The organism is Streptomyces sp. NPDC048278 (genome assembly GCF_040652195.1).
Taxonomy (GTDB): Bacteria; Actinomycetota; Actinomycetes; order Streptomycetales; family Streptomycetaceae; genus Streptomyces.
The window spans coordinates 12,439-37,155 of record NZ_JBEZLP010000062.1; the positions used below are offsets into that span (position 1 = coordinate 12,439).

16 protein-coding genes and 3 pseudogenes are annotated in these 24,717 nt (G+C 72.9%); 8 read left to right on the top strand and 11 right to left on the bottom strand.

Annotated elements, in window-relative coordinates; genetic code table 11:
- Nucleotides 1-131: 131 nt before the first annotated feature.
- The gene (locus tag AB0D74_RS48725; RefSeq protein WP_362602537.1) at nt 132-2,849 is read right to left on the bottom strand and encodes a pectinesterase family protein; all 2,718 of its coding nucleotides are present in this window, start codon (nt 2,847-2,849) and stop codon (nt 132-134) included.
- 184 nt (nt 2,850-3,033) lie between these two features.
- Between AB0D74_RS48725 and AB0D74_RS48730 the strand changes: the two genes are divergently transcribed.
- From AB0D74_RS48730 to AB0D74_RS48740, 3 genes are all read left to right on the top strand, one after another.
- Nucleotides 3,034-5,316 carry a sigma-70 family RNA polymerase sigma factor gene (locus AB0D74_RS48730; protein ID WP_362602540.1) on the top strand — a complete coding sequence of 761 codons (2,283 nt, stop codon included), beginning with the start codon at nt 3,034-3,036 and terminating at the stop codon, nt 5,314-5,316.
- A 124-nt stretch (nt 5,317-5,440) separates the two neighbouring features.
- Nucleotides 5,441-6,118 (top strand): 3,4-dihydroxy-2-butanone-4-phosphate synthase, encoded by a 678-nt coding sequence (ribB, locus tag AB0D74_RS48735; RefSeq protein WP_362602543.1) that lies wholly within the window; start codon nt 5,441-5,443, stop codon nt 6,116-6,118.
- Entirely contained in the window at nt 6,115-6,798 is a 684-nt protein-coding gene (locus AB0D74_RS48740; RefSeq protein ID WP_362602546.1) for an HAD-IA family hydrolase, read from the top strand. The genes ribB and AB0D74_RS48740 overlap by 4 nt, the downstream gene beginning before the upstream one ends.
- 91 nt (nt 6,799-6,889) lie before the next feature.
- On the opposite strand, the gene AB0D74_RS48745 is transcribed toward AB0D74_RS48740, so the two are convergent.
- Nucleotides 6,890-7,459: a TetR family transcriptional regulator gene (locus AB0D74_RS48745; protein ID WP_362602549.1), complete on the bottom strand. Its 570-nt coding sequence runs from the start codon at nt 7,457-7,459 to the stop codon at nt 6,890-6,892.
- Nucleotides 7,460-7,584: 125 nt separating this feature from the next.
- On the opposite strand from AB0D74_RS48745, the gene AB0D74_RS48750 reads away from it, so the two are divergent.
- On the top strand, nt 7,585-8,292 hold the full coding sequence (locus AB0D74_RS48750) for an alpha/beta hydrolase (protein ID WP_362602552.1): 708 nt from the start codon (nt 7,585-7,587) through the stop codon (nt 8,290-8,292).
- Here AB0D74_RS48750 and AB0D74_RS48755 read toward each other — a convergent pair.
- The 6 genes and pseudogenes from AB0D74_RS48755 to AB0D74_RS48780 form a co-directional block, all read right to left on the bottom strand.
- Nucleotides 8,289-9,230 (bottom strand): helix-turn-helix domain-containing protein, encoded by a 942-nt coding sequence (locus AB0D74_RS48755; protein ID WP_362602555.1) that lies wholly within the window; start codon nt 9,228-9,230, stop codon nt 8,289-8,291. The genes AB0D74_RS48750 and AB0D74_RS48755 overlap by 4 nt on opposite strands.
- A gap of 98 nt (nt 9,231-9,328) precedes the next feature.
- Entirely contained in the window at nt 9,329-10,261 is a 933-nt protein-coding gene (locus tag AB0D74_RS48760; protein ID WP_362602558.1) for an alpha/beta hydrolase, read from the bottom strand.
- A gap of 79 nt (nt 10,262-10,340) precedes the next feature.
- Entirely contained in the window at nt 10,341-10,802 is a 462-nt protein-coding gene (locus tag AB0D74_RS48765) for a cupin domain-containing protein (RefSeq protein WP_362602582.1), read from the bottom strand.
- Between the two features lie 2 nt (nt 10,803-10,804).
- Nucleotides 10,805-11,272: a nitroreductase family deazaflavin-dependent oxidoreductase gene (locus AB0D74_RS48770; RefSeq protein WP_362602561.1), complete on the bottom strand. Its 468-nt coding sequence runs from the start codon at nt 11,270-11,272 to the stop codon at nt 10,805-10,807.
- Nucleotides 11,273-11,459: 187 nt separating this feature from the next.
- Nucleotides 11,460-12,218 (bottom strand): class II aldolase/adducin family protein, encoded by a 759-nt coding sequence (locus tag AB0D74_RS48775; RefSeq protein WP_362602564.1) that lies wholly within the window; start codon nt 12,216-12,218, stop codon nt 11,460-11,462.
- Nucleotides 12,219-12,287: 69 nt separating this feature from the next.
- Nucleotides 12,288-13,777: pseudogene (locus AB0D74_RS48780) on the bottom strand (sodium:solute symporter).
- Between the two features lie 114 nt (nt 13,778-13,891).
- On the opposite strand from AB0D74_RS48780, the gene AB0D74_RS48785 reads away from it, so the two are divergent.
- Together AB0D74_RS48785 and AB0D74_RS48790 are read left to right on the top strand one after the other, a co-directional pair.
- Nucleotides 13,892-15,529 (top strand): PucR family transcriptional regulator, encoded by a 1,638-nt coding sequence (locus AB0D74_RS48785; protein ID WP_362602567.1) that lies wholly within the window; start codon nt 13,892-13,894, stop codon nt 15,527-15,529.
- A gap of 188 nt (nt 15,530-15,717) precedes the next feature.
- Nucleotides 15,718-18,774: an FG-GAP-like repeat-containing protein gene (locus AB0D74_RS48790; RefSeq protein WP_362602570.1), complete on the top strand. Its 3,057-nt coding sequence runs from the start codon at nt 15,718-15,720 to the stop codon at nt 18,772-18,774.
- Between the two features lie 18 nt (nt 18,775-18,792).
- Here the strand turns inward: AB0D74_RS48790 and AB0D74_RS48795 are convergent, their stop codons facing one another.
- The 3 genes and pseudogenes from AB0D74_RS48795 to AB0D74_RS48805 all read right to left on the bottom strand — a co-directional run.
- Nucleotides 18,793-20,235, bottom strand: coding sequence for a DMT family transporter (locus AB0D74_RS48795; protein WP_362602573.1), 1,443 nt, complete (start codon nt 20,233-20,235; stop codon nt 18,793-18,795).
- Nucleotides 20,236-20,339: 104 nt separating this feature from the next.
- Nucleotides 20,340-22,343 (bottom strand): FtsX-like permease family protein, encoded by a 2,004-nt coding sequence (locus tag AB0D74_RS48800; RefSeq protein WP_362602576.1) that lies wholly within the window; start codon nt 22,341-22,343, stop codon nt 20,340-20,342.
- Between the two features lie 173 nt (nt 22,344-22,516).
- Nucleotides 22,517-23,185 (bottom strand): annotated as a pseudogene (locus AB0D74_RS48805) (ABC transporter ATP-binding protein); the annotation flags it as partial.
- 119 nt (nt 23,186-23,304) lie between these two features.
- Here AB0D74_RS48805 and AB0D74_RS48810 point away from each other — a divergent pair.
- Together AB0D74_RS48810 and AB0D74_RS48815 are read left to right on the top strand one after the other, a co-directional pair.
- Nucleotides 23,305-24,588, top strand: a complete 1,284-nt coding sequence (locus tag AB0D74_RS48810; protein ID WP_362602579.1) for a histidine kinase — start codon at nt 23,305-23,307, stop codon at nt 24,586-24,588.
- Nucleotides 24,585-24,717 (top strand): annotated as a pseudogene (locus AB0D74_RS48815) (DNA-binding response regulator); the annotation flags it as partial. The gene AB0D74_RS48810 and the pseudogene AB0D74_RS48815, both read left to right, overlap by 4 nt.

Sequence of the window (24,717 nt, forward strand, 5' to 3'; positions counted from 1 at the left end):
GCCACCGAACCCGGTCGCCTTCACCGTGGTTCCCCGGACCTCCGTCGCCCAGATCGTCACGTCATCGTCGCGAGCCGATGCGAAGGACGGGAGGCCGGGTGCGGGACCGGCCTCCCTTCGGTGTCAGCGGGTCACTCGACGGTGGCCTTGCTCTGGACGAGATACGCCGGGCCCGAGGCCGGCTTGATGGTGGTGGACTTCGTGCGCAGGGCGGCGTTGCGGACCGTGAGGCCGGTCCTGGCGCTGATGGTGACCGAGGTCAGGGTGATCCCGGTGACCGGCCGTTCGGGGAGGCCGATGATCTGGCCGGCCTCGGTGGCGCCGGTCGCGGTGATGCCGGAGACCGTGATGTCGTGGTAGTTCGGGGTGGTGCCGGTGATCGCCTGGGCGGGGTCACCGTCCGCGGGGACCTTCGGGTAGTAGCCGACGACCTGGATGGGCGTCGTCACGTTCGTCATCGTGAGGTTCCTGTACGTGATGTCGCGGACCTCGCCGCCGCGGTCGCGCGCGGTCTTGATCCGTACGCCCGCGGTGGTGCCGTTGAGGGTGTTGTCGTGGATGTCGATGTCGTGGACCCCGCCCGCGGTGTAGCTGCCGATGGACAGGCCGTGGCCGTGCAGGATCGTGCAGCCGCTCAGCGAGATGTCGTGGGCGGGGCCGCCCGACGGCGAGGAGTCGATGGCGATGTTGTCGTCGCCGTCGTCGATGGTGCTGTTGGTGACCGCGACGCCGGACGAGGACCAGACGTCGATCCCGTCGGTGTTGGGGGAGTCCGCCGGTGCCGAGATCGTGATCCTGTCGAGGGCGGCGCCGGTGACCTTCTTCAGGGTGATGTGCACGTTGGGCGCGTTCTTCAGCGTGATGCCGGTGATCTTCACGCCGGAGGCGTCGCCGATGTCGACCAGGCCGGGGCGGGACGACAGCGTCTTGCCCGCCGCCTTCTCGGACTTGGTCCTGGCCCACCAGGGGGCGCCCTGGCCGTCGATCGTGCCCGAGCCGGTGACGGTGAGGTTCTGCACGCCGGACGCGGACAGGAACGGGGCGAGCTTGGTTCCCGAGGCGGCGTAGTCCGCGGCGTCCTGCGAGGCGAGCAGGGTCGCGCCGGAGTCGAGGGTGAAGGTGAGGTCACTGCGCAGGGTCAGGGGGCCCGAGAGGTACTTGCCGCCGGTCAGTTCCACGGTGCCCTTGCCCGCGCAGGCGTCGATGGCCTTCTGCAGGGCGACGGTGTCCTTCGTCCGGCCGTCGGCCTTCGCTCCGTAGGCGGTGGGCTTGCAGACGGTGGCCGACGACGCGCTCGCCGTCGTACCGGACGCGGCGGCCGTGGCGAGGGGGTTCCAGCCGTCCGAGCCGGCCAGGTACTTCTCCGGGGTGTAGTCCGCCGCCCGGGAGTCGGTCAGCTGGGGCCGGTCGGCGTTGACCGTCGCGCCGGCGCCCGTGTTGCGGTACTCGCTGAAGCGGGCGTTCTGCCAGGTGGCGCCGGACATGTCGCTCCACGGCTGGGCGGTCCGCACGAACGACCCGATGGTGGACTCGCGGTAGAGCACCTGGGCGTTCTGCCGCCACGGGCGGCCGAGGCTGCTGGTGCCCGCGGTCCCGGCGCCGGTGATGTCGGACTTGTAGAAGAGGTAGCCGTAGGTGCGGGCCGCCGGGGTGCTGGCTGCGGTGAGGTAGCCGCCGCTGCCCAGCTGGTGGATCTCGGACCGGTCGAAGACCCCGATGCCGCCGCCGAAGACGAAGTCGACGGTCCCGGCCACGTAGGACTTCTGGAAGTAGGCCCGCGCGGAGTCGTTGAGCAGCAGGGTGTCCTGGTGGCCCAGGATCCGCACGTTCGTGAGGACCGCCCGGTCGGCGGACAGGCTGAGCGCCACCGCCTGGCCGGTGCCGACGGTCCCGGTGTCGTAGTCGTTGGAGATCGTCAGGTTCGACGCCGCGAAGTCGTGCCCGTCGACGAACGCGGTGGCGCTGCCGGAGGTCCCGTACGTCGTCCCGTCCGCCTTCTTCGTACCGGCCCCGTGGTTCTGCACGAGGACGACGTCGGAGGCGGCGGACCCGAGGCCCTTGAGCGTCACGTAGGGCTTGTCGGCGGGGACGGTGAAGACGCCCCGGTAGGTGCCCTTCTTGACGGCGATGGTCACCGGCGTGGTGTTGTTCGCCGGGACCTTGTCGATCGCCGCCTGGACGGTGGTGACGTCACCGCTGCCGTCCGCGGCCACCGTGACGGTCCGGCCGGCGGTCGCGGCGGGGGTCGCGGCCGGGGTCGGGGTGGCGGAGGCGCCGCCGACCGGGTTCAGCTTCCAGAGCTTGTTGCTGTTGGCGGTGCAGGTCTCCTGGATGACGGCGGCGCCGGGCGCGGTGCTCGCCCCCTTGTCGCTGACGCACAGCCCGCTGTTGACGTTGACGATCTGGTACGTGCCGTTCCGCGACGCCTTCAGCGTCCACTGCTGGTTGCTCTGGCCGCTCGCGCACCCCCACTGCTGCAACTGGGTGCCCACGGCCGTGGAGCCGCCGGTGACGTCGAGGCACATGCCGCCTGCGGACCTGACCGTGAACCTGCCGGAGCCCTGGTCGGCCAGCGTCCACTGCTGGTTGCTCTGCCCGCTCGCGCAGCCCCACTGCTGGATCCGCGCGCCGCTGACCGCTCCGCCGCCGGTGACGTCCATGCACAGACCGCTCCCGGCGACCGAGAGGGTGTAGGTCCCGGCCTTCGCCCCGGACGAACCTCCCGTTCCCGAGACGACGGTGGCCGCCATCGCCACGCTGCCCGTGACGACGATGGCCACGCCACCGGCCGCCGCGAGGTGCCACTTGGGGCGCCTGCTCCGGGCTCTTCTGCCCCGACTGGAATTCATTGCGGTGCCGTTCCTTTCTCCGCTGTCCCTACGGAGACGGCGCACCTCGCCAGCCCATAACAGGTTCGGAGCCCTCGATTTCACCGAATGTCGCGGCCCCCCGCCGCCCCCTGTGCGGCTTGGCCGGTCGACGCGGCCATGCCATCATGACCGCCCTCACCCGAGATCATTCTGCGAGGGCGCTTTGCGCAAGGATCCGGCCCGGCCCACGCCCCCCGGCCCCACGCCCCCGACGGCGACCCGCCCGTCCCGGGCCGAACTGACCGGACCCGACCTGGTCGAGGCCGCCCGCTCCGGCGACCCGGGGGCACGGGCGGCCCTGTTCGGCGAGTACCTGCCCCTGGTCTACAACGTCGTCGGACGAGGTCTGCAGGGGCACACGGACGTCGACGACGTCGTCCAGGAGACCATGCTGCGCGCGATGCGGGCGCTGCCCCTGCTGCGGGAACCCGAGCGGTTCCGGTCCTGGATCGTGTCCATAGCGATCCGTCAGATGCAGGAGCAGGGACGGCGCAGCAGCGCGGCGCTGGCCCGGCACCGGCCCGTGACCGACGCGGACGGGATCCCCGACGGCACCCGTGCCTTCGCCGACGTCGCCCTCGACCGCCGCGCGCTGGCGGAAGCGGGCGGCGACCTGCTGGAAGCCGGCCGCTGGCTCAGCGACGAGGAGCGCCGGACCATGGCCCTGTGGTGGCAGGAGACCGCCGGGCAGCTCACCCGCGCCGAGGTCGCCGAGGCGCTGGACCTGAGCGCTCCGCACACCGCCGTACGCATCCAGCGGATGAAGGCCAGGCTCTCGGTCGCCGTCGGGGTGCTCGCCGCCTGGCGGGCCGACCCGCGATGCGCCGGTCTCGACGCCGTGGCGGCGGGCGGGCGCCGGGCGGGCCGGTCACGCACGGCGGCCGAGGCGTCCGGCGTGGCCGAGGCGCCCACTGCGGCCGGCGGACGGCTGTTGACCAGGCTCGACCGGCACGTGCAGGACTGCCCGCGCTGCGGGGCGGCGGCCACCTGGAACTCGGTCGACGACCTGCCGATCCGGATCGGCGCGCTGGCCGTCCCGGCCGCGCTGGGGGCGACCGTCGCGGGCCTCGCCGCCCGGCACGGCGCGGCAGGCGGACCGGTGTCGTCCCTGCTGGGCTCCTTCCGGCACGCGCTGGGCCGGATCCCGGTGAAGGCGGCGGTCACGGCGGCCGGCGCCACCGTCACGCTGGCCGTCGTGACCGGGGTGACGATCCATCACCTGCCCCCGGGATCCGACGCCCCCGGCACCGTGCGGAGCCCGGCCGCCACGAACGGCACCCCGCACCTGCCGGGTGCCGTCCCCTCGGCCCGTACCGAACCGTCCTCCACCCCGAAGACCTCGCCGGCCGCCTACTCCGGCCTCGCCACCGCCGACTACTACGTCGCACCCGACGGCGACGACACCGGCCCGGGCACCCTCGCCCGCCCGTTCGCCACGGTGACCCGGGCCGTCTCCCGGGCCCGGCCGGGCCAGACGGTCGCCGTCCGCGGCGGCACCTACCACCCCGGAACCACGGTCTCCCTGACCGCCTCCGGCACCCGGGGACACCGGATCACCGTGAGCAACTACCGCGACGAACGCCCCGTGTTCGACGGATCCCGGCTGCCGTCGGGCGCCGGGCTGTTCGTCCGGAGCGGCGGGTACGTCACGGTCCAGGGGCTGGAGATCGAGGGCGTCGCCGGGCGGCCGTTCGTCTGCACCTCCTGCCACGACGACGTGCTCGCCCGGCTCGTCGTGCACGGCAACGGAAGCACCGGCCTGCTCCTCCAGGGTGCGGGGACGCACGACAACCTGATCCAGGACAGCGACTTCTACGACAACCACGAGTCCGGGTCGAGCGGCGGATACGTCGACGGCGTGGGATTCACGACCGGTGCCGGCGCGGGCAACCGGATCCGGGGCTGCCGGATCTACGACAACTCGGGCGACGGCCTGGACCTCAGCGGGTTCGACGGCTCCGTGACGATCGACCACACCTGGGCCTTCGGGAACGGGGTGAACCGCTGGGGCGTCACGGACTTCTCCGCCGGGGGCAGCGGGTTCAAGCTCGGCGGTGACGCCGGCCTGAAGGTGGCCCCCGTCGTCTCGGACAGCGCGGCCTGGGACAACGCCGGCTTCGGGTTCACCGAGACGGGTTCCGCGGGCACTCCCCGGCTGACCGACGACACCGCCTACCGCAACGGGGCCGCGGGCTTCGCCTTCGTCACCTCCGCCGCGGTCCTCCGACGCGACCTGGCACTCGGCAACCGTCCGGACGTCTGGCTGGGCACCCGGGCCGGCCACACGGGCAACTCGTGGGACCAGCGGGGCTGGACCACCGCGGCACTGCACCTCACCGGCACCACGTCCCCCACCGCCGACCGTGACCCGGACGGCCGACTCCCCTCGACCCTCTTCCTCGGCAACACACGGGACCCGTCGATCGGCGCCAGACTGACGCCCTGACACCCTGCCGCCCCCGCTCCCCCACCAGGGGGCCGCGCCCGACGCCACATCGGCCCTCAAGTCGCGTGCCCGCGCCACCGATGGATCTTGCAGGAACGTTGAGGTCGAGAAAGGGCTGGTTCCTGTGACGTCAGTTTCGGTACCCCGGTCGCACGCGGGCCGCGACACGGTGGCCGCCGCCATCGAGGAGTTGCGGGCCGGCCGGCCCGTGATCGTGACGGACGACGCGGACCGTGAGGACGAGGGCGACCTCGTCATGGCCGCGCAGTTCGCCACCGCCCAGAGCCTGGGCTTCTTCGTACGCTTCACCAGCGGCCTGATCTGCGCGCCGCTGGCACCCGAGATCGCCGACCGGCTGGAACTCCCGCTGATGGTCCCGCCCCCTGCGGGCACCGACCCGGTCGACACGACCGCGTACACCGTCTCCGTGGACGCGGTCGGCACCGGCTCGGGAATCTCCGCCGCGGACCGGGCCCTGACCCTGCGGACCCTGGCCGACCCCGGCACCCCGCCCGGCCGGCTGCTCCGCCCCGGGCACGTGTTCCCGCTGCGCGCCCGCCCCGGCGGCACCGTCGAACGCCGCGGGCACACCGAGGCCACCGTCGACCTGCTGCGGCTGGCCGGTCTCGTACCGGTCGGGGTGATCAGCGAGGTCTGCGAGGACGACGGCTCCCTCGCCCGCGCCGACCGGCTGCGCGCCTTCGCCGACGCACACGGCCTCACCCTCGTCTCCATCGAGCAGCTCGCACCCCGCCCGCGGCTCACGGACCCGGCACCGGCACCGGCACCGGCACCGGCATGACCCCGACACACCGGGCCACCGTCTTCGACCTCGACGACACCCTCATCGACACGGCCGACGGCTGGCCCCGTGCCTGCGCCGCCTTCACCGCCCGCCACGGCCACCGATGGGGCGCCGCGGACACCGCCGCACTCCACGGAAACGGCGGCTGGGCGTCGTACGTCGCGGGCCTGTGCGGCGGTACGGTCGGCGCCGCCGAGGTCGTGGAGGCGTGCACCACCGCCATGCTCCGCGACCACGCCGCCGGCCTCGTGCGGGCGCTGCCCGGAGCGCTGGAACTGGTTTGCGAAGCCGAACGGCACGGCCCGATCGCCGTCGCCACCGCCAGCCCGCGCCGTTTCGTCCTCGCGGTCCTCGACGGACTCGGCCTGACGAGCCGGCTGCACGCGGTCGTCTGCGGCGAGGACGTGACCCGCGGCAAGCCCGCACCGGACGCCTACCTCCATGCCGCCGCCCGGCTGAACCTCCCGCCCGCCGACTGCCTGGCCGTGGAGGACTCCCCGAACGGCATCCGCGCGGCGGCAGCCGCCGGCATGCCGGTCCTCGCCATCCCCCGCAACGGCATGCGGCTGCCCGCCCCCATCACCGACTTGATCACAGACCAGGCCGCCACCACCGCCGCCGCCCTGCCCGTACTGCGCCACCTGCTCAGCGCCCAGCCCGAGCCACTGCACCAGTGAGCCTCCGCCACCCTCCCGCGCCGGCCGGGTGCCCGGCCCACCTGCCCGCTCATGGCACCTTGCGAGGCCTGGCGACGCGGCGGTGTCCCGGTCAGACCTTCTCGGCGGGGAACACCTCGTCGACGGCTCGGCGCAGTGTTTCGCGGACGACCGCCGGGTCGCCGAGCTCTGCCGCCTGGAACGCGCCGTCGTGCAGCAGGACGAGGACGCGTGCGGCGTGCTCGGGGTCCGCGTGGCCCAGGTCGGTGGAGAGTGCGCGGAACACCTCGAACAGCCAGGTGCGCTGGTCGTCGATGACCGCGCGCACCGGATGGGTGCGGTCGGGGTACTCGGCAGCCGCGTTGAGGAACTGGCAGCCGCGGAAGCCGTCTTCGAGGGTCGCGTCGCCGAGGACGGCCATCACCGCGCGGATCGCCTCGCGCGGCGACCTGCCGTCTCGCGCCCGTCCGACGGCAGCGCGGATCCCGGCGGCGGTCGTCGTGAGGTAAGCGGAGACCAGGTCGTCCTTGCTGGGGTAGTGCCGGTAGAAGGTGGCGCGTGTGACCTGGGCCTCGGTGATGAGTCGTTCCACACCGACGGCGTGGATGCCCTCCGCGTAGAACAGGCGGGACGCGGTGCGCAGCAGCCGGTCCTTGGGGTGGAGCTCCGAGGCGGTCGTCATCCACCCATCGTAAAGAAAGACCAGTCGTTCTGGACGGTCGCCCTCGTCACGTTGCCGCACCCAGGGAGAACGACTAGTCTTTCTCCCAGAAAGACCGATCATTCTCTCTGTGAGGTACGGACCCCATGAGCACCACCCCCACGATCGTTCTCGTCCACGGCGCCTTCGGTGACTCCGGCACGTGGAAGGGCGTCATCGCCAAGCTCCAGGCGCAGGGCTACACCACCCTCGCCGTCCCGAACCCGCTCCGCGGCCTGGAGTCCGACGCCCGGTACGCGGCCACCGTCGCCAAGGCCGTGGACGGCCCGGTCGTCCTGGTCGGCCACTCGTACGCCGGCGCGATCATCACCCGCGCCGCCCGCGACGCGTCGAACGTCCGGGCCCTGGTCTACGTGGCCGCCTTCCAGCCCGACGAGGGCGAGAGCTGCCTGGAGAACGCCTCCCGCTTCCCGGGCGCCAAGATGGGCCCGGACACGACCGTCGCCACCGAGTACGAGGGCGAACCGGAACTGCGCATCCTGCCCGAGCACTACCGGGACGTCATCGCCGGGGACCTGCCCGCCGAGGTCACCGACGTCCTCGCGGTCACCCAGCGCTCGGTACGCGTGCAGGCCCTGACGGCCGAACTGTCCGGCACCCCGGCCTGGCGCACCCTGCCCTCGTGGGCACTGGTCGCGACCCAGGACAACGCCATCCCCGCCCAGGCCCAGGAGTTCATGGCCGAGCGCGCCGGATCGCACGTCGTACGCGTCGAGGCGTCGCACGCGGCGGCCATCTCCCAGCCCGACGCCGTGGCCGACCTCGTCATCGAGGCCGCCAAGGCCGCCGGCTAGTCGATCCGGGCCGCGGGCGAGGCCGGACTCGGAGTGCTCAGCTGCCGGCCTCGAAGGCCCTGTGCCCCCGTGCGAGTTCGACGCCCCGCCGGTAACAGGCCGCGCAGGTGGTCCAGTTTCTCGGCGTCGTCGGTTCCGTCGTCGGCCGTGTAGGCGACGATGCGGAGATCCAGGCCGGGGACCATGAGGACGTCGAGGTCGAGGGCCAGGTCTCCGACGACGGGGTGCTCGACGGTCTTGCGGTCGCCGACGTGCGGGCCCGCGGTGCCGTTGGACCACAGGCGGGCGAAGCGGGGGCTGCTGTGCAGCAGCCGGTCGACGAGGGCGGCGAGCCGGCTGTCGTCGGGGTGGGTGGCGGCGGTGATCCGGAGGTCGGCGACGAGGGCCTCCTCCTCGGCCTCGTCGCCCGCCCAGGACCGCACCGGCCAGGCGGCGATGGAGTCGACCCGGTGGCCGCCGCTGGAGCGGAACATCCCGGCGACGAGGTTGCTCTGGTCCCAGCCGTAGGTACGGGGGTCGCCGATGGTGGCGGTCCACATCCGGTTCCAGCCGACCAGCGTCCAGTCGGCGGCGTAGACCGCGACCGGCGCGTCACCGAGCTGCTGGACGAGCCGGTGCACCCTCGGCGGTACGCGCAACGGAACTTCGCCGGTGGCGGGTGGTGCGAGGTTGGCGCAGCGGAACAGGTGGTCGCGCTCGGCGGGGTGCAGGCGCAGGGCCCTGGCCAGCGCGGAGACGACCTGGGCGGAGGGGTTGCGGGCCCGGCCCTGTTCGAGCCGCACCACGTAGTCCACCGACAGACCGGCCAGGCTTGCCAGTTCCTCGCGGCGCAGGCCGAGGGCGCGCCGCTCGGTGGGGGTCTCCAGCCCGGCGGCCACGGGAGAGATGCGCTCCCGCCAGCCGCGCAGGGTGGTGCCGAAGGTGTTCGCCGGTGCCATGCGGTCATCATCATTCGGATGCACCGCTCGCGGCAGGCCTCCCTTTCCACATCTGGGTAAAGCCCTTGAGGCGAACGGGAGTTCAGCGCCCCGGCGGCCTAGGCCCCGGCCGCCTGTCCCTCGGCGGCCTTCTCGGCGGCCGACCAGCGTGCCCGGGTGAAGTCGGCGGCGGCGTCCAGTGCCTCGTCGGCTTCGTCGAGCATGACGGCGAACGACTGGAAGACGTGCGGGACCTGGGGCCAGACCTGGAGTTCGACGCGGACGTCGTGGTCGGCCGCGCGGGCTGCCAGTCGTACGGCGTCGTCCAGCAGGATCTCGTGCGAGCCGACCTGGATGAGCAGCGGGGGCAGGCCCGTGAGGTCGGCGAAGATCGGGCTGGCCAGCGGGTCGGTGGCGGCGGCCGTCGCCCCGAGGTAGTCGGCCGCCCGGGTGCGCAGGGCCTGCGGAGTCAGCGCGGGGTCGAGGGCGGCCTTGCCCGTCATGCTCGCGCCGGACACCGTGAGGTCGGCCCAGGGCGAGAACACCGCGGCGGACGAGGGCTGGGGCAGCCCCGCGTCCCTGAGGGCGACCAGCGTCGCGACGGTCAGTCCGCCGCCCGCGGACTCGCCGACCAGGGCGATCCGGGCGGCCGGGACGCCTTGGTCGAGCAGCCCGCTGTAGGCGGCCACGGCGTCTTCGACGGCCGCGGGGAACGGGTGCTCGGGAGCGAGGCGGTAGTCGACGCAGACGGCACGGGCGCCGGAGCGCCGGGACACGTCGGCGGCCAGGCTCGCCGCGCCGGCGGCGGAGCCGATGACGTAGGCGCCGCCGTGCAGGTACAGCAGCACGCGGGAGGGGTCGCCGCCGGGCGTCTCGACGGTGACGACCGGGACACCGCCGAGGTGTCCGGGGGTGATCGTGACGTCGGGGGGCAGCGGTATCGAGGTCATCATCTCGTGGAAGAGGGCGCGCGCTTCGGCGACGTCGCCTCCGACGTCGAGCGGAGCGTGCCGCAGCATCTCGTCGAGGTCGCGGCGTTGCTGCTCTGACATGGGGTGCCTTTCATGCTGTTCGTACGATTCGTGCAGGTCGTGCAGGTCGTGCGATTCGTGCAGGTCGTGCGACGGAGGTTCAGCGGGGCGGGCCGAGGATGATCTGACCGTACAGGTCGGCGGCCTCGGCCATCCGGTCCTTGGAGATCTCGAACCCCTCGGGCCGGGGGTCCGACATGTCGCGTCCGGCGTGCCGGAACATGCCCTCGATGCCGCCCGGGGTGCAGATCATCAGCAGGTCGGCGGTGTCGGAGGTGATCCGGTAGCCGTGGGGGACGTTCCTGGGGAGGTAGACGATGCCGCCCTCCGACAGCTCCATCTCCTGGTCGTCCGACCACAGCAGCGCCGTGCCCTTGATGAGCATGAAGATCTCGTCCTCACGCGTGTGCATGTGGTACGGCGGCGCCTCGCCCTTGGCGACGCTGAACCGCCCGACGGTCAACTGCCCCTCGGTGGCCGCGCTGTCCAGGAGCACGGCGAACTGGCCGCCGTCGAGCCATTCGAGTTTCTGCTGCTGATCGGGCTGGGCGAGATAGGCCATGCTCACGACGCTGTCCGTTCTATGCGTTCTGTACGGTCGGCGGGCGCGCTGCCCTCATCGGTGGGGGTGAGCGCGACGACGGGGATCACTCGCCGTGTCTTGCGCTGGTAGGCGGCGAAGCCGGGGTAGCGGCCGGCCTGTTCGGCGAAGGCGGTGTCGCGTTCGGCACCGCCCAGCTCCACGGCCCGTACGGCGACGACGTCGTCGCCCACCTCGATGCGCACGTCGGGATGCGCGAGCAGGTTGTGGTACCAGTCCGGGTTGCGGTCGGAGCCGGCCTTGGAGGCGAAGACCAGATAACGGCCCTGATCCGCCAGGTACATCATCGGATTCACCCGGGCGGCGCCCGAGCGCGCCCCGACGGTGTGCAGCAGCAGCACCGGGGCCCCGGCGAACCCTCCGCCCAACTGACCGTGGTTGGCGCGGAACTCCTCGATGACGCGGGCGTTGAAACCGGCGGTGTCGGCCATGGCCTCTCCGGTGCGAGACGGGTGGGTGGCCAGGGGAGGTGGCCTTCGGGGATCGTCTCCCCGGAGCGATCGTCCTCTGCCCGAGCACACCGCCACCAGAGGCGCGGATAGGACCAGCAGTACCACCGTGAAAGCCCGGACCGCGCCGGTTCCCTGGCCCTGGGATCGGGATCGGCCGAAGGGCCTGTCAGTCCTTGTGGTCGGGGGCGATGCGGTCGACGAGCCGGAGCAGCGCCGACCACGCGAGGTCGTAGGCCTTGTCGTCCTGGAGGTCGGAGTCGTGGGTCTCGCCGGTCAGCTGGCGGGCGGTGAGCTCGCAGGTCTCGGGATCGGGAAGGACGAGCTTCGCGCCCCCGGCGGCGGCGATGGTCTGGATCTCGCAGGCCTTGTCCAGGTAGTACATGCGCAGGAACGCCTGCGCCGGGGTCTCCCCGACGGTCAGCAGGCCGTGGTTGCGCAGGATCATCGCCGGGTGGCCGCCGAGGTCGGCGACCAGCCGCCGTTGCTCGGCGAGGTTGAGGGCGACGCCCTCGTAGGAGTGGTAGCCGAGCCTGCCGTAGAACTCCATGGAGATCTGGTTGAGCGGGAGCAGGCCCTCCTCCTGGGCGGCGACCGCGCACCCCGCCCTGGTGTGGGTGTGCAGCACGCACCGGGCGTCGGGACGGGCCGCGTGGATCGCGCTGTGGATCACGAAACCGGCCGGGTTGACGGGGTGCGGGGTCTCCTCGACGGGGTTGCCGGCGAGATCGATCTTCACCAGGTTCGAGGCGGTGATCTCCTCGAAGAGCAGCCCGTAGGGGTTGATCAGGAAGTGGTGTTCCGGGCCGGGGAGCCGTACCGAGATGTGCGTGAAGATGAGATCGGTCATCCGGAAGTGGGCCACCAGGCGGTAGACGGCGGCGAGTTCACGGCGCAGACGGAGTTCTTCCGTGCTGACGGGGGGCATTGAGGGGCCTTTCCACGGCGTACGGCACGTGCGGGTGCGGGTGCGGGTGTGATCGGGTGGTGGTGGGTGTCAGGCCGCGCTGAGCTCCGGGCTCGTGGCGGCCGGGGTGGACGCGGACCCGCCCGCCAGGCGGCGGCGCCAGTTCGCCAGGACCGTCTCGTCGGTCGGCCGGGTCACCAGGCTGACGGCGACGTAGGCGACGAGGCTGGCGAGGAGGCCGTAGTAGATGGGCTCGTTGGCGAGGAGGCCGTCGGTCACCATGAGGACGATCACCGTCGTACCGCCCGCGACCATCGCGGTCAGCGCGCCCGGCAGGTTGCCGCGCCGCCAGACCAGACCGCCGAGGATCGGCACCAGCAGGCCGCCGACGAGCAGGTTGTAGGCGACGGTGAGCGCCTCGATGACGTCCCCGAGGACACAGGCGATCGCCATGGCGACCACGCCGAGGACCGCGATGGCGAGCCGGTTGGAGCCGATCTCGTCGCGCTCGTCGCGCTCGTCGTGGGCTCCCGATGCCGTACGGCGGCGCAGCCGGGCCCAGATGTCCTGGTTGGCGACGGTCGCGGAGGCGATCAGGGCACCGCTCGCGGTGGACATCATCGCGGACAGGGCGGCGGCCAGGACCAGTCCGCGGACACCGGTCGGCAGGGCGTGCTTGACGATGGTGGCGAACGCCTGGTCGGCGGCGGCCAGGTTCGGGTAGAGGGCCTTGGTCGCCATCCCGATGAACGCGCCGGCCAGGGCGTACACCAGGCAGTAGACACCGGCGACGGTGCCGCCCCAGGCGGCGACCCTGTCGCTGCGCGCGGTGAAGACGCGCGTATGGGGAGGTATGGCAGGTCCTGCCCGATCAGCATGCCGAAGGTGTAGATCAGCACGAAGGTGACGATGGTCTGGCCGCCGATGGAGGTGAGCGAGAAGTAGCCGCCCGGCAGCCGGTCGGCCATGGCGCCGAAGCCGCCCGCCTTCACCACCGCGATCGGCAGCAGCAGCACGAGCACGCCGATGCTCTTCACGACGAACTGCACCATGTCGGTGAGCGTGATGGACCACATGCCGCCGAGCGCCGAGTAGCCGACGACGATCGTGCCGCCGACGACCACCGCGACCCAGCGCGGCACGTCGAAGAGGACGTCGAAGACACTGGCGTACGCGATCGTCGAGGTCACCGCCAGCATCAGCGTGTAGATCCACATGACGACGCCGGAGATCACGCTCGCGGCGTCGCCGTAGCGCAGCGACAGCATCTCGGCGACCGTGTACACGCGCAGCCGGGAGATGCGGGCCGAGAAGAAGACGCTCAGCGCCAGCAGTCCGAGGCCGATCGCGCCGACCATGGCGGCGCCCGAGACGCCGTACGTGTAGCCGAGGCGGACACCGCCGATGGTGGACGCGCCGCCGAGGACGACGGCGGCCATGGTGCCGGTGTACATGAGCGGGCCGAGCCGGCGGCCGGCGACCAGGAAGTCGCTCTTGGAGGAGGCACGGCGTCTGCCCCACCAGCCGACACCGATGATGCCGAGCAGGTAGGCGGCCATGACGAGATAGTCGACGGTCACGGGGACCTCCGGGAAAGGGGAGGGAGCGGGGAGGGGGTTTGGGGGGTGACATGACCGTAGCTACGGGGTGTACTGGTGCTGAAGTGCCGCTTCCGCACAATGTGGAGATGCTCATTGGATGAATCCGCCACCGGCGCTGCTGCCGCCGACGCTGCTGCTGCCGCCGGCGCTGCCGCCGACGCCGAGCAGCCGTCCGTGCGCCTCGGTGTGCTGCTCGCCGACCCGGACCTGGGCCTCACCCAGGTCGCCGGACCGGCGGCCGGGGACCGTCTGGCCGGCACGGTCGGCACCACGGAGCTGGAGGACCCCACGCCCTATCTCGTCGGCGGCGAACTCCTCCTCACCTCCGGCGTACGGCTCCCCGGGGACGCGGACGGCATCGACACCTACGTACGACGGGTGGTCGCCGCCGGAGTCGCCGCGCTCGGCTTCGGCGTGGCCCCCGTGCACGACGAGGTGCCGCCCGAACTCGTCCGCGCCTGCGACCGGCACGGCCTGCCGCTCCTGCGCCTCCCGCCCGCCACCCCCTTCGTCGCCGTCGGGCAGGCCGCCTACGCCGCGATCGGCGAGGCCCGCAACCGCGAGCTGCGGGAGATCTCCCGGGCCCAGTCGGCGCTGGCCTCCGCCGCCGCCCGCCCGGACGCCCTCCGGGCCGTCCTCGGCCAGCTCGCCGCCCACACCGGGGCGTGGTCGGTCCTCTACGACGCCCAGGGCACCGAACTCCTCTCGGCGGGCCGGCGCCCCGCGTCCCCGCACCTGCTGCGCGACCTCGCCGTCCGCACCCTGCGGCAGGCCGGCGGTCCGACGGCCGCCGCGACCCACGACCCCGACCGGGGCGGCCACCTCACCGTCCACGCCCTGCCCGTCGGCGGCGACCGTACGACCGCCGTCACGCTGGCCCTCGGACAGGCCGCGTCCGTGCCCCCGACCGCCGTGCACCGCCAGGTGACCGGCACGGCGACGGTCCTGCTGGCCCTGCTCACGGGCCCGCGGCACGCCCTGAGCACCGACACCCACAGCGTCGGCGCACTGGTACGGCTGATGCTCGGGGCCACGCCCGCCGAGGTCGCCCCCGAGCTGGTCCCGGGCGGGACGGCGGACGGCGCGGCGGGCGGAACGGTGCACGGTCACTGGACGGTGGTGCGCGGCCGGTACCCCGACGGGACGCCTCCCGCCGCCGTCCCGGCCCGACTGGCCGCCCTCGCGTCCCTGCTGGGCACCCCGTACGTGCACATCGACGGCCCCGATCTCAAGGCGCTGGTCCCCTGCGCCGCCGACGCCCGGCCGCAGGTGCCCGCCCGGGCCGCCGAGCTCGGCTGGGTCCTCGGCTACAGCGCACCCGTGGCCGCGGGCGACCTGCCGCACGCCGACACCCAGGCCGAACGCGCCCTGCACCGCGCCCTCGCCGCCGGGACACCCGCCGTCGTCCACACGACCGATCCCCTCACCCTCCACACGCTGGTCGACCCCGCCGACGCCCGCGAACTCGCCCGCACCCGATTCGCCCGCCTGGACCGGGCCGGCCAACCAGGCGCCCCCGTCCTCCTCGACACCCTGCGCACCTGGCTCACCCTCCACGGCAGCTGGGACCGCACCGCGGCGCTCCTGGGCGTCCACCGCAACACCGTCCGCCACCGTCTGGCCCGGGTCTCCGACCTCCTCGACATCGACCTCCAGGACCCCGGAGTCCGCATGGAACTCTGGTTCGCCCTGCAATGGCTGCCGGACGAGGCACCGCACCAGCACCCCTGAAGCGCACACCCCAGGCCACCGACGTGGGCTACCTGGGGTTTCTCTCCGGATCCGAAGGACTACGCGGCGCACTCCACGGCGCCGGGGAACCGACGTCCTCCCGGCCTTCCCCGGGCGCAACCCTGTCGCCCTTTGCCGAGTCTTGATCGTGCAAGTACCTTCTCTTTCCGCTTCCGTGGAGGAACCAAGTGGGCAGACGTGCCCTCCTTCGTGGCGGTATCGCCGCCGCGACCTCACTCACCCTGGCCGTCGGTCTCGGACCGCTGGCCCTCGACGCGCACGCGGACGGGGGCACCGAGGTGGTCGTTCCGGCGTCGACGTCCCTGGCGCCCCTCACCTCTCTGTTCAGCGCGGGCCCTTCGGGGTTCCTTCGCTTCGAACCCGGGCGCGGCCATGTGTGGACCACCTACGCCGGTGCGGACACGGTGGTGGACGCCTCGGCCACCGAGGTCCGGGGCATGCCGGAGTTCGGCGCCGGTTCGGACGTCGTCGCCCGCTACGACGACGACACGCGGACCGTGACCCTGCGGGACATGGGCGCGGCCGGGGCGGTCACGACGCTCGCGCTCCCGACCGGCCACACCTACCGGGGGACGCTCGGGCGCACCGTCGTCACGACCGCCTCGTCGAGCGGCTACAAGTTCCACCTGCTCGACCTCCAGGACGACGGCACGGTGCGCGACCGCGCGGCGGCGGACGTCCCGGACGGCATCACCCTGCTGAACTCCGGCAACTCCCCGGTGGGCGACGCCCACGGCATGGTCGTCCAGTACTGGATCGACGGCAGGCTCCGCAGCGGCTGGCTCGACGCCGACGCGGGCGGGCTCGTCGAGCTGCCGTACAACCCCACCGTCAGCACCACGGGGCGCACGGTGCTCACCCCGACCCACCTGGTGGCGTGGGACGGCTCCGGCACCGTCTCCGTGTACTCCCGCGACGACCTGACCACCGCCGTCCGCACGGTGCCGCTGCGGGCCGACGTCGCGACCCATCTGCTGGGCATGGTCGGTGACCAGCTCCTGGTCTCCCGCTACGACTCCTCGCTCGGCGCCCAGGACGGCGGCCTGCCCGTCTGGCGCGTAGACGCGCTCGCCCCCGACGGCTCGACCACCAGGACCGTGCTGGCCCGCTCGCGGAGCCTCGCCCTCGCCGTCCCCACCCCCGACGGCGGCCTGCTGGTGCCCGGCAGCGCCGCCGACACCGCCGACTTCGGCGTGACCCTGGTCCGCGCGGGCGCCGACGGCACCCCCGTGGCCCGGAAGATCGCCTCCTCCGTGCTGAGCCCGATCGCCGACCCGGTGCAGCGGCTCACCCTGGACAACGGCCGCCTGACCGTCACGGAACTCGACCGCGACCAGGGCCGCACCTACCTGTACAGCCGGGACATCGGCACCACCGGCGACACCCTCACGGCCGGCCCCCGCACGTCGCACGGGGTCAGCACCGACGCCGCGCCCTACCTGCTGGGCACCGGGGACGGCCGTACGGTGATCTGGAACGTGTGGGAGACCGGCGGCGACCCGGTCCCCAGGGTCGTCCAGCCGACCGGCTCGACCCCCGGCACCGCCGTCGACGCCGCACACGACTACGTCCGGGTCTGGGACGCCAAGGGCCGGCATGTCGCGATGGCCACCGAGTACACCGCCGCCGCGGGTTCGCAGACCAGGGTCGTCGACCTCGACACCGGTGCCACCGTGCGCACTTCGGCGACCCACGGCATGACGATGTGGGGTACCACCCTGTGGGTGCGGGACGGCAGTGACGGCGCTGTTCCGGTCGACGTCCGCACCGGCGCCAAGGGCGACCCGGTGTCGTTCTCGAAGTGCCTGCTGGAGGACCTCCAGGCGGTCGGGCGCTGGCTGCTGTGGTCCTGCGTCGGCTCGGGTGAGGGCCAGGGCGTCTACGACACCGTCACCGGGACCAGGCTGACCCTCACCAAGGGCGCCTGGGAGACCGCGAAGCTCGGCGACGGGTTCGTCGTCACCGGCGTGGACGGCGAGCTGAAGGTGACCGACGTCAGCGGCGGCACTCCGGTGACGCACTCCGTGGCCACCCTCTCCGGCGGACAGCCCTGGGACGTCGACCCGTACACCGGCCTGATCGCGTACGTCGACGACAAGCAGAACACCCACGTGGTGTCCGGCGGCGTCCCCGTCTCGGCACTGACCCGGCTCGACTCCTCCGTGGCCGGCTCGGTCGACGTCAAGAGCGCGGTCTGGAAACCCCGTTGGTGGCTGTCGAAGGCCGCCGCCTGGAAGCTGGTCCTGAAGAACAAGGCCACCGGCACGACCGTCCGCACCCTGACCGGCGGCACCGCACAGGGTGTGCTCCAGACGTCGTGGAACGGCAAGGACACGGCCGGCAAGCTGGTCGCCGACGGGGCCTACACCTGGACGCTCACCGCGACCCCGGCCGACGGCGTGGGCGCGGCCCTGACGAAGACCGGCACCCTGAAGGTCACCGGCGCGACCCCGGTCCGACGCGACTTCGCCACCGCGGACGGCTTCGGCGAGGTGCTCACCCTCAACGGCTCGGGCGGACTGACGTACCAGTACGGCACCGGCACCGGCACGCTGACCGGCAAGAAGACCGGCTCCGGCTGGCCGACGAGCGCCAGGTTCGTGCCGTACGGCGACCTGAACGGCGACCGGTGCAACGACGTCCTCGTGCGCTACACCAGCGGTGCGCTGCGCGCCTACCGGCCGGCCTGCGGGGCGGCGGTGACCCCGTCGACGGCGTACACCTCGCTGGGCACCAGCGGCTGGACACAGTACGACGTGCTGACCTCGCCCGGGGACGTCAGCGGTGACGGCCGCGCCGACCTGATCGCCCGTCAGGCATCCACCGGAGACGTCTACCTCTACAAGGCGACGAGCACCGGCAAGCTGTCGGCGCGCACGAAGATCGCGTCCGAGTGGACCGGCTACAAGAAGATCGTGGGCGTCGGCGACCTCGACGGCGACGGCCACGGCGACCTGCTGGCGCAGGACAGGTCGAACGAGCTGTGGCGCTACGACGGCACCGCGACGGGCAGGTTCAAGAGCCGGGTGAAGGTCTTCGACGACTGGGGAGCCTCGTACAACGTCATCGTCGGCGTCGGCGACATCACCGGCGACGGCAGGGCCGACCTCGTCTCCCGCGACACCTCCGGTGCCCTCTACCGCAACAACGGCAACGGCAAGGGCTCCTTCGGCGCCCGCACCCGACTCGCCACCGGCTGGCAGAGCTACAAGGGCGTGTTCTGATCGCAGGCGCCGTGACGCTCACTCGTGGCGGCTGTGAACGGTCCTGTGCAGCAGGCGTCTGTCCAGGGCGGTGAGCATCTCCGCGCTGTAGTACGGGTCCTGCCGGCACATTGCCCGTAGAGCCGAGGCGAGTTCGTCGATGACGTCTTCGTCCGTCACGCCGCGCCACTCCTGGTAGGCACGTTCGAGGCAGGTGCGTGTGCTGGGGAGATCCCTGCGCGCCGATGAGGAGTGGAACCGGGCGGCGGTCAGCCACAGCCGGGCGGAGAGGGCGTGGTCCGCCGCGATACGGGCTACGACGGCGCGTACCTCGATCCAGTGCGCGGCCTCGGCGGACTTGGCGCCATGGAGACGGACGGCCTCGTTCTCCAGCCTTCTCACGGTGGCCTCGACCGCCCTGAAGCGTCCCGCGTGGGCTTCTTGCCACAGGAAGGCGTGGATGTCGCCACCGGGTATGTGGTGCAGGGCGAGGAGCGGATGCTGCGGGAAAGCGACGAGGCCGCGTACCTCACCTGTGGTGTCCATGTCCGTGACGGTGTCCGTCGCCGGATCCGCGCGTCGTGCGTCCGCGACCACCACCGCGGTCACTCCCAGCATGATCATGACCAGCCCCGGCCACGCCGTCGCGGCCGGCGACTGGCCGAGCCACAGCCAGGCGACGAGCGCGGCCACAGGTGCCTCCAGCAGCAGCAATACGCTCACCGCCGTGGCCGGCGCCCGGCCGAGCACGAAATTGAGGGAGAACAGGCCGAGCAGCTGAGGAAAGACCAGCAGGCCCAGCAGGGCGAGCCAGGTGCCGGCGTCGAAGGCGAACAGAGGCGTTCCGGTGACGAGGCAGAGGATCAGCAGCTCCAGCGTGCACACCGAGGAGCACAGCACCGAGTACGCCATCGTGCTGACATCGGGGCGGGCCTGTTCACTGAGCGCCGTGTAGCCGGCGAGTGCGATCGCGCCCGCGAGGGCGAGCGCGTCACCGACGACCGCTTCGGTGCCCGCCCGCCCGTCCATACCGCCGGCGATCGCCGCGCCCGCCACCGAGACGCCGAGCCCGGCCCAGGTCGCGCGTGGCAGCCGGTGGCCCTGCACGGTCGAGATGAGGGCCTGCCAGACGGGCTGGGTGGCGACCAGGGCGGTCGCCATGGCGACGCTGGTCATCCGGGTGCTGGACATGAAGGTGGCGAAGTGCGCGGCCAGCGCCGTACCGGCGAGAGCGCCCAGGAGCGCGCCTCGGCGTTGCTCCTCGCGCACGAGGGAGCGCTCGCCACGGAAGACCTTCCCGAACTCGCGCCGGCGGATCAGCGCGACCACCGGTCCCAGGGTCAGGAGGCCCAGCGCGTTGCGGCCGAGCGCCAGCGCGAGCGCGGAGCCGGTGGCGAACGCGGTGAGCGGCGCGGTCGCGGAGAACGCGCCGACCGTCACCAGCACGGCGGTGACGGAGACGGCATCAAGCTTGGTGCGCATGGCGTGGGGGAACCTTCTTGCGACAAGGAGTTCATGCGGTTCATGGAGTTCGTGGAGTCCGTCACGACCAGTCAGCGAGAGCGAGGTCGGCGGCGCGGCTCCGGCTAGTCCGGGCGTGGGCCCGCTGCTCCCGCGACCGTGCGCAGCAGCGGGCGGCTCGCCGCGCTCGCGCCGGCCAGACCCGCGAAGCCCAGCGCCAGGCAACCGGCGAGGAGCAGGGCGCTACCGCCGTCCAGGTGCGGGGCGCCCCCGGCGAGCGTCAGCGGCGCCGCGCAGAACAGCCCCGTGAGCACCGCGCCGCCCGCGAGCACGGCGGCCGGCAGCACCGACTCCGTACGCCTGGCCGTGTCGAGGACCCGCAACGGCGTGCCCGCGAGGTGCAGCAGGCCGTACGTGCGGCGGCGGTCCAGGACGGAGGAGGCGGCCGTGATGGCCGTGGAGGCGATGGCGATGGCGAAGCTCGCACCGAGCACGGCCAGGGTCACGAGGTGGAAGTCGCGGTCGAACTGCTCTGACTGCCAGGCGACGTCGGGACCGGTGACCGGGTACTGGCCGGGCGCCAGGCCGGTGAGCACACCGCGCGCCGCGTCCAGTCGGCCCGGGTCGGTGACGGTCGCGGTGACCTGCCGCTCGCCGCGTCCGCCATCGCCGGTGGCGACCCAGTCGTCGTTCGTGCCGACGGTGGCGTGGATGCCCGCGCGCTCCAGGCGTGCGGTGGCCTGCTGCCGTACGGCGGCGACGCGCTCCTTCGGCACGGACAGCGCGAGCTGGTCCGCACTGCCCCACGGTGAGCCGCCGCCGAGGCTGAACAGCGCGAAGAAACCGGCCACGAAGGCCGCCAGGGTCAGCGCCGACACCGCGCGCCACCCGGACTTGGGGTCGTCGAGCAGGCGGCGCCCCGCGAGGAGCGTCGCCGGTCGCCGCGCCGACCCGGCGACGAGAGCGCCGAGTACCCCGACCACCCAGGGACCGATGACCGACAGTGCGGCGAAGACGGCGGCGCAGCAGTACACCACCGCGTCGATGTCCATCGACCTGCCCTTGGACAGCAGCCCGTAGCCGGCCAGTACGGCGACGAACAGCAGTGCGCGTACGGCCTTCAGACGGGGGGTGCGCGAGCGGCGTACGACGCCGAGCGGGCCCACGACCACCTGCCGCAGCCCCGCCAGCGCGCTGGCCGCCACCATCAGCACCACGCCGGCGAGTACGGCGAGCAGGACTCCCGTACCGACCCAGAGATCGGAGACGTACCAACTGCTCCCCGCCAGGGGGACCTTGGCCGCGAGCGGCAGCAGCACCGCATAGCCCAGCGCGCCCGCGACGGCCCCCGCCGCGCCGGTCAGCACCGCCTCGGCCACCGCGATCCCCGCGATCCGGCCCGGCGCGGCGCCCAGCAGCCGCAGCGTGGCCAGCCGGGTGTCGCGACGGGAGACGGACAGCCGGGCCGAGGACGCGCCGAGCACGAGCAGCGGCACGATCAGCAGGGCCGTGGCGATCTTCACCAGAGCCTGGTATTGCACGCCGAGGCCGTCCACCGTGCGCTTCCCCGCGAAGTCCGCGACGGGCGTGGGCGTGACGATGTCCCCCGGACGGCGCGGGTCGGTGCCGCGCTGCACCGTCATCGCCGGGTCGTCGGCGCGATGCCCGACGACGGCCACCTTCTCGCCGGGGTCGACCAGCGCGGCGCGGCCGAGCGTGCCGGTCGTGCTCCTGCCGCCGGGCAGCGTGCCGAGCGCGGGCGAGGTCCATACCTCGCCCGGCTTCGGGAAGCGCGGCATACCGGGAGGCGCGGGCGCCTCGCCGCTCCGGCCCGGCAACGCCGCGACGTCGACGACGGTCACGGGCTCACCGCCGATGAAGGTGGTGCCCACCGCCTCGACGGCCACCGCGCGCGAGAGCCCGGCCTCGACGGGGGTGCGCCAGTCGGCGTGCGCGGCGCGTGAGCCGAAGCCGAGGTTGGCGCCGACGCACAGGAGCAGCAGGGTGGTGCAGATCGCCGCGGCGGCGACGGACAGCCCGGCGCCGAGCCGGCCGAGCGGGCCGCCGCCGCGGAGCAGCCGCCAGGTCAGTGTCCAGGTGGTGCGGTCCAGGGGCCTCGCAGTCCTCATCGCACGACTCCGCCGGTCACGGCGACCGTCACGGCGGCTGGCACGCCGGCCGTCGCGCCGGCCGATACGCCGGCCGATACGCCGGTTCCGGCCGGGCCCGCGTCAGCATCCGCCTGCCCCTCTGCCCCCGCCTCCACCTCCGCGTCCGCCCCCGCGCCCGCCGCCTCCCGTACGATCCGCCCGTCCCGTACCTGCACCGTACGGTCGCACCAGCGGGCCACCGACCGGTCGTGGGTGACCACGACCAATGCCGTGTTCTGCCTCCTGGTGACCTCCGTCAGCATCCGGATCACGTCCTGTCCGGTGGCCTGGTCGAGCGCGCCCGTCGGCTCGTCGGCGAAGACGACCTGGGCGCCCGCGACCAACGCCCGCGCGAGCGCGACCCGTTGGGCCTGTCCGCCGGACAGCTGGCCGGGACGACTGTCCTCCTTGCCCGCCAGGCCCAGCGGCGCGAACCACTGACGCGCGCGCCGCTCCGCCTCGCGGCGTGCGGTACCGCCGAGCATCAGCGGGAGCGCCACGTTCTCCACGGCCGGCAGTTCGGGCAGCAACTGCCCGAACTGGAAGACGAACCCGAAACGGGTACGGCGCAGCTCGCTGCGGTGCGGCTCGCGCACCTGGTCGATGCGCTCCCCGTTCAGCAGCACCTGCCCGCTGTCGGGGCGCTCGATGTTCGCGAGGCAGTGCAGCAACGTCGACTTGCCGGACCCGGAGGGCCCCATCACGGCCAGCGACTCGCCCGCCCGCACGGCGATGTCCACGCCGTCGAGCGCGCGGGTGGACCCGAAGGACTTGGTCAGTCCGATGCCGCTCAGCACGGGCGGCGAAGAGGTGTTGTTCATGCGGTCCAACATCCGCTTCCGGCACGCCCCGTGACCTCGGTCGGCCGACCGGTTCGGAGCCGCCGCGTCGTCCTTTCGGCCGAGGCCGTACGACGGGGGCCGCCCCTACGCTGCGGGATGTGCGAGACGCGAGAGACAGAGACGAAAGCCCCCGGAACTCCCCGCCGCCCCACCGCACCGCCCTCACCGCACTCGGGGTGGTCATGGCGCTGTTGTGGGTGGTCGACGTGGCCGGCGTCGCGTCCGGCGCCGGACTCGAGGGCGACGGCGCGTGGTGGAGGCTGGCACCGGGCATCCTGGCGGCCGTCGCGCTGCTGCTGCCCGGCAGGCGTCTCGCGCCGGCCTGGAGCGCGGGTGCCGCGGTGCTCGCCTCCTGGACGGTGACGCTGGTCTTCTTCACGTCCGTGTCGTCGTCGCTGCCGGTCGGCTGGGGTCTGCTGGAGACGCTGTGCCTGCTGCTTCTGCTGATGCGCACCACGAGAGACGTACCGAAACCCTGGCTGTCCGCCGCGCTGGGCACCGCACTCGCCTCCGCCGTGATCGCGGCCCCGATGCGGATGGACGACGAGAGCGGCAACGTCTACTTCTCGTTCCTCCTGATCTTCTTCACGGGCGGCGCCGTGGGCATCGGCTCCTACCTCCGCAGCCTCGACGAGCGCAGGAGCCGTGCCGTCACCGAGACGCGTCAGAACGAACGTCTGGAACTCGCCCGCGAACTGCATGACTTCGTCGCCCACCACGTCACGGGCATCGTCGTCCAGGCCCAGGCGGCCCAGGCGATCCGCGAGATCGCGCCCGAGCAGGTGGATCCGCTGCTGCGCGGCATCGAGCGGGCCGGGGGCGAGACCCTCCAGTCGATGCGCAAGCTGGTGCGTGTGCTGCGCGACGACAGCACACGGGCGGTACGGCCGGGGGAGCTGTACGCCGAACTGGGCGAACTGGTCGCCACGTTCTCCGAGCGCGACGCCCCCGCCACCCTCCAGGTCGCGGCCGAGGCCCGGCAGGCGCGGCCGGCCCCCGAGGTGGAGACCTCCGTGCGCAACGTCGTGCGCGAGGCGCTGACGAACGTACGCCGCCACGCGCCGGGATCACCGTCCGTCTCCGTACGGGTCGCCCTGTCGGACGATGCCGACGCTCACGGTGCTCACGGCACTCACGGCAACAGCGGCGATCGCGTGGCTGCCCGGCGGCTTCGGGTCGAGGTGCACAACGCACCACCGCCCCGGCCGGTGGCGCCGAACGCCGAACCTCTCGGCGGGCGCGGCGGTCTCGGCCTCATCGGGCTGGCCGAACGCGCCGAGGCCGTCGGCGGCACGCTCCACGCGAGCCGGGCCGAGGACGGCGGCTGGAGACTGACGGCGGAGTTCCCGCTGCGCGGCGCTGTGACAGGATCCCCCGCATGACCAACGCCATCGGCAACGGACCTGCCATCAGCGTCCTGATAGCCGACGACCAGGAAATGGTCCGCACGGGCTTCCGGTTGATCCTCCAGGCACAGCCCGGCATCGAGGTCGTGGGCGAGGCGGCCGACG

Excerpts from the sequence above, each read along its gene's own strand:
- AB0D74_RS48740 (WP_362602546.1), top strand. The coding sequence starts at position 6,115 with ATGACCCCGACACACCGGGCCACCGTCTTCGACCTCGACGACACCCTC.
- AB0D74_RS48745 (WP_362602549.1), bottom strand. The coding sequence starts at position 7,459 with ATGACGACCGCCTCGGAGCTCCACCCCAAGGACCGGCTGCTGCGCACC.
- AB0D74_RS48755 (WP_362602555.1), bottom strand. The coding sequence starts at position 9,230 with ATGGCACCGGCGAACACCTTCGGCACCACCCTGCGCGGCTGGCGGGAG.
- AB0D74_RS48770 (WP_362602561.1), bottom strand. The coding sequence starts at position 11,272 with ATGGCCGACACCGCCGGTTTCAACGCCCGCGTCATCGAGGAGTTCCGC.
- AB0D74_RS48775 (WP_362602564.1), bottom strand. The coding sequence starts at position 12,218 with ATGCCCCCCGTCAGCACGGAAGAACTCCGTCTGCGCCGTGAACTCGCC.
- AB0D74_RS48750 (WP_362602552.1), top strand. The coding sequence starts at position 7,585 with ATGAGCACCACCCCCACGATCGTTCTCGTCCACGGCGCCTTCGGTGAC.
- AB0D74_RS48765 (WP_362602582.1), bottom strand. The coding sequence starts at position 10,802 with ATGGCCTATCTCGCCCAGCCCGATCAGCAGCAGAAACTCGAATGGCTC.
- AB0D74_RS48800 (WP_362602576.1), bottom strand. The coding sequence starts at position 22,343 with ATGAGGACTGCGAGGCCCCTGGACCGCACCACCTGGACACTGACCTGG.
- AB0D74_RS48795 (WP_362602573.1), bottom strand. The coding sequence starts at position 20,235 with ATGCGCACCAAGCTTGATGCCGTCTCCGTCACCGCCGTGCTGGTGACG.
- AB0D74_RS48725 (WP_362602537.1), bottom strand. The coding sequence starts at position 2,849 with ATGAATTCCAGTCGGGGCAGAAGAGCCCGGAGCAGGCGCCCCAAGTGG.
- AB0D74_RS48760 (WP_362602558.1), bottom strand. The coding sequence starts at position 10,261 with ATGTCAGAGCAGCAACGCCGCGACCTCGACGAGATGCTGCGGCACGCT.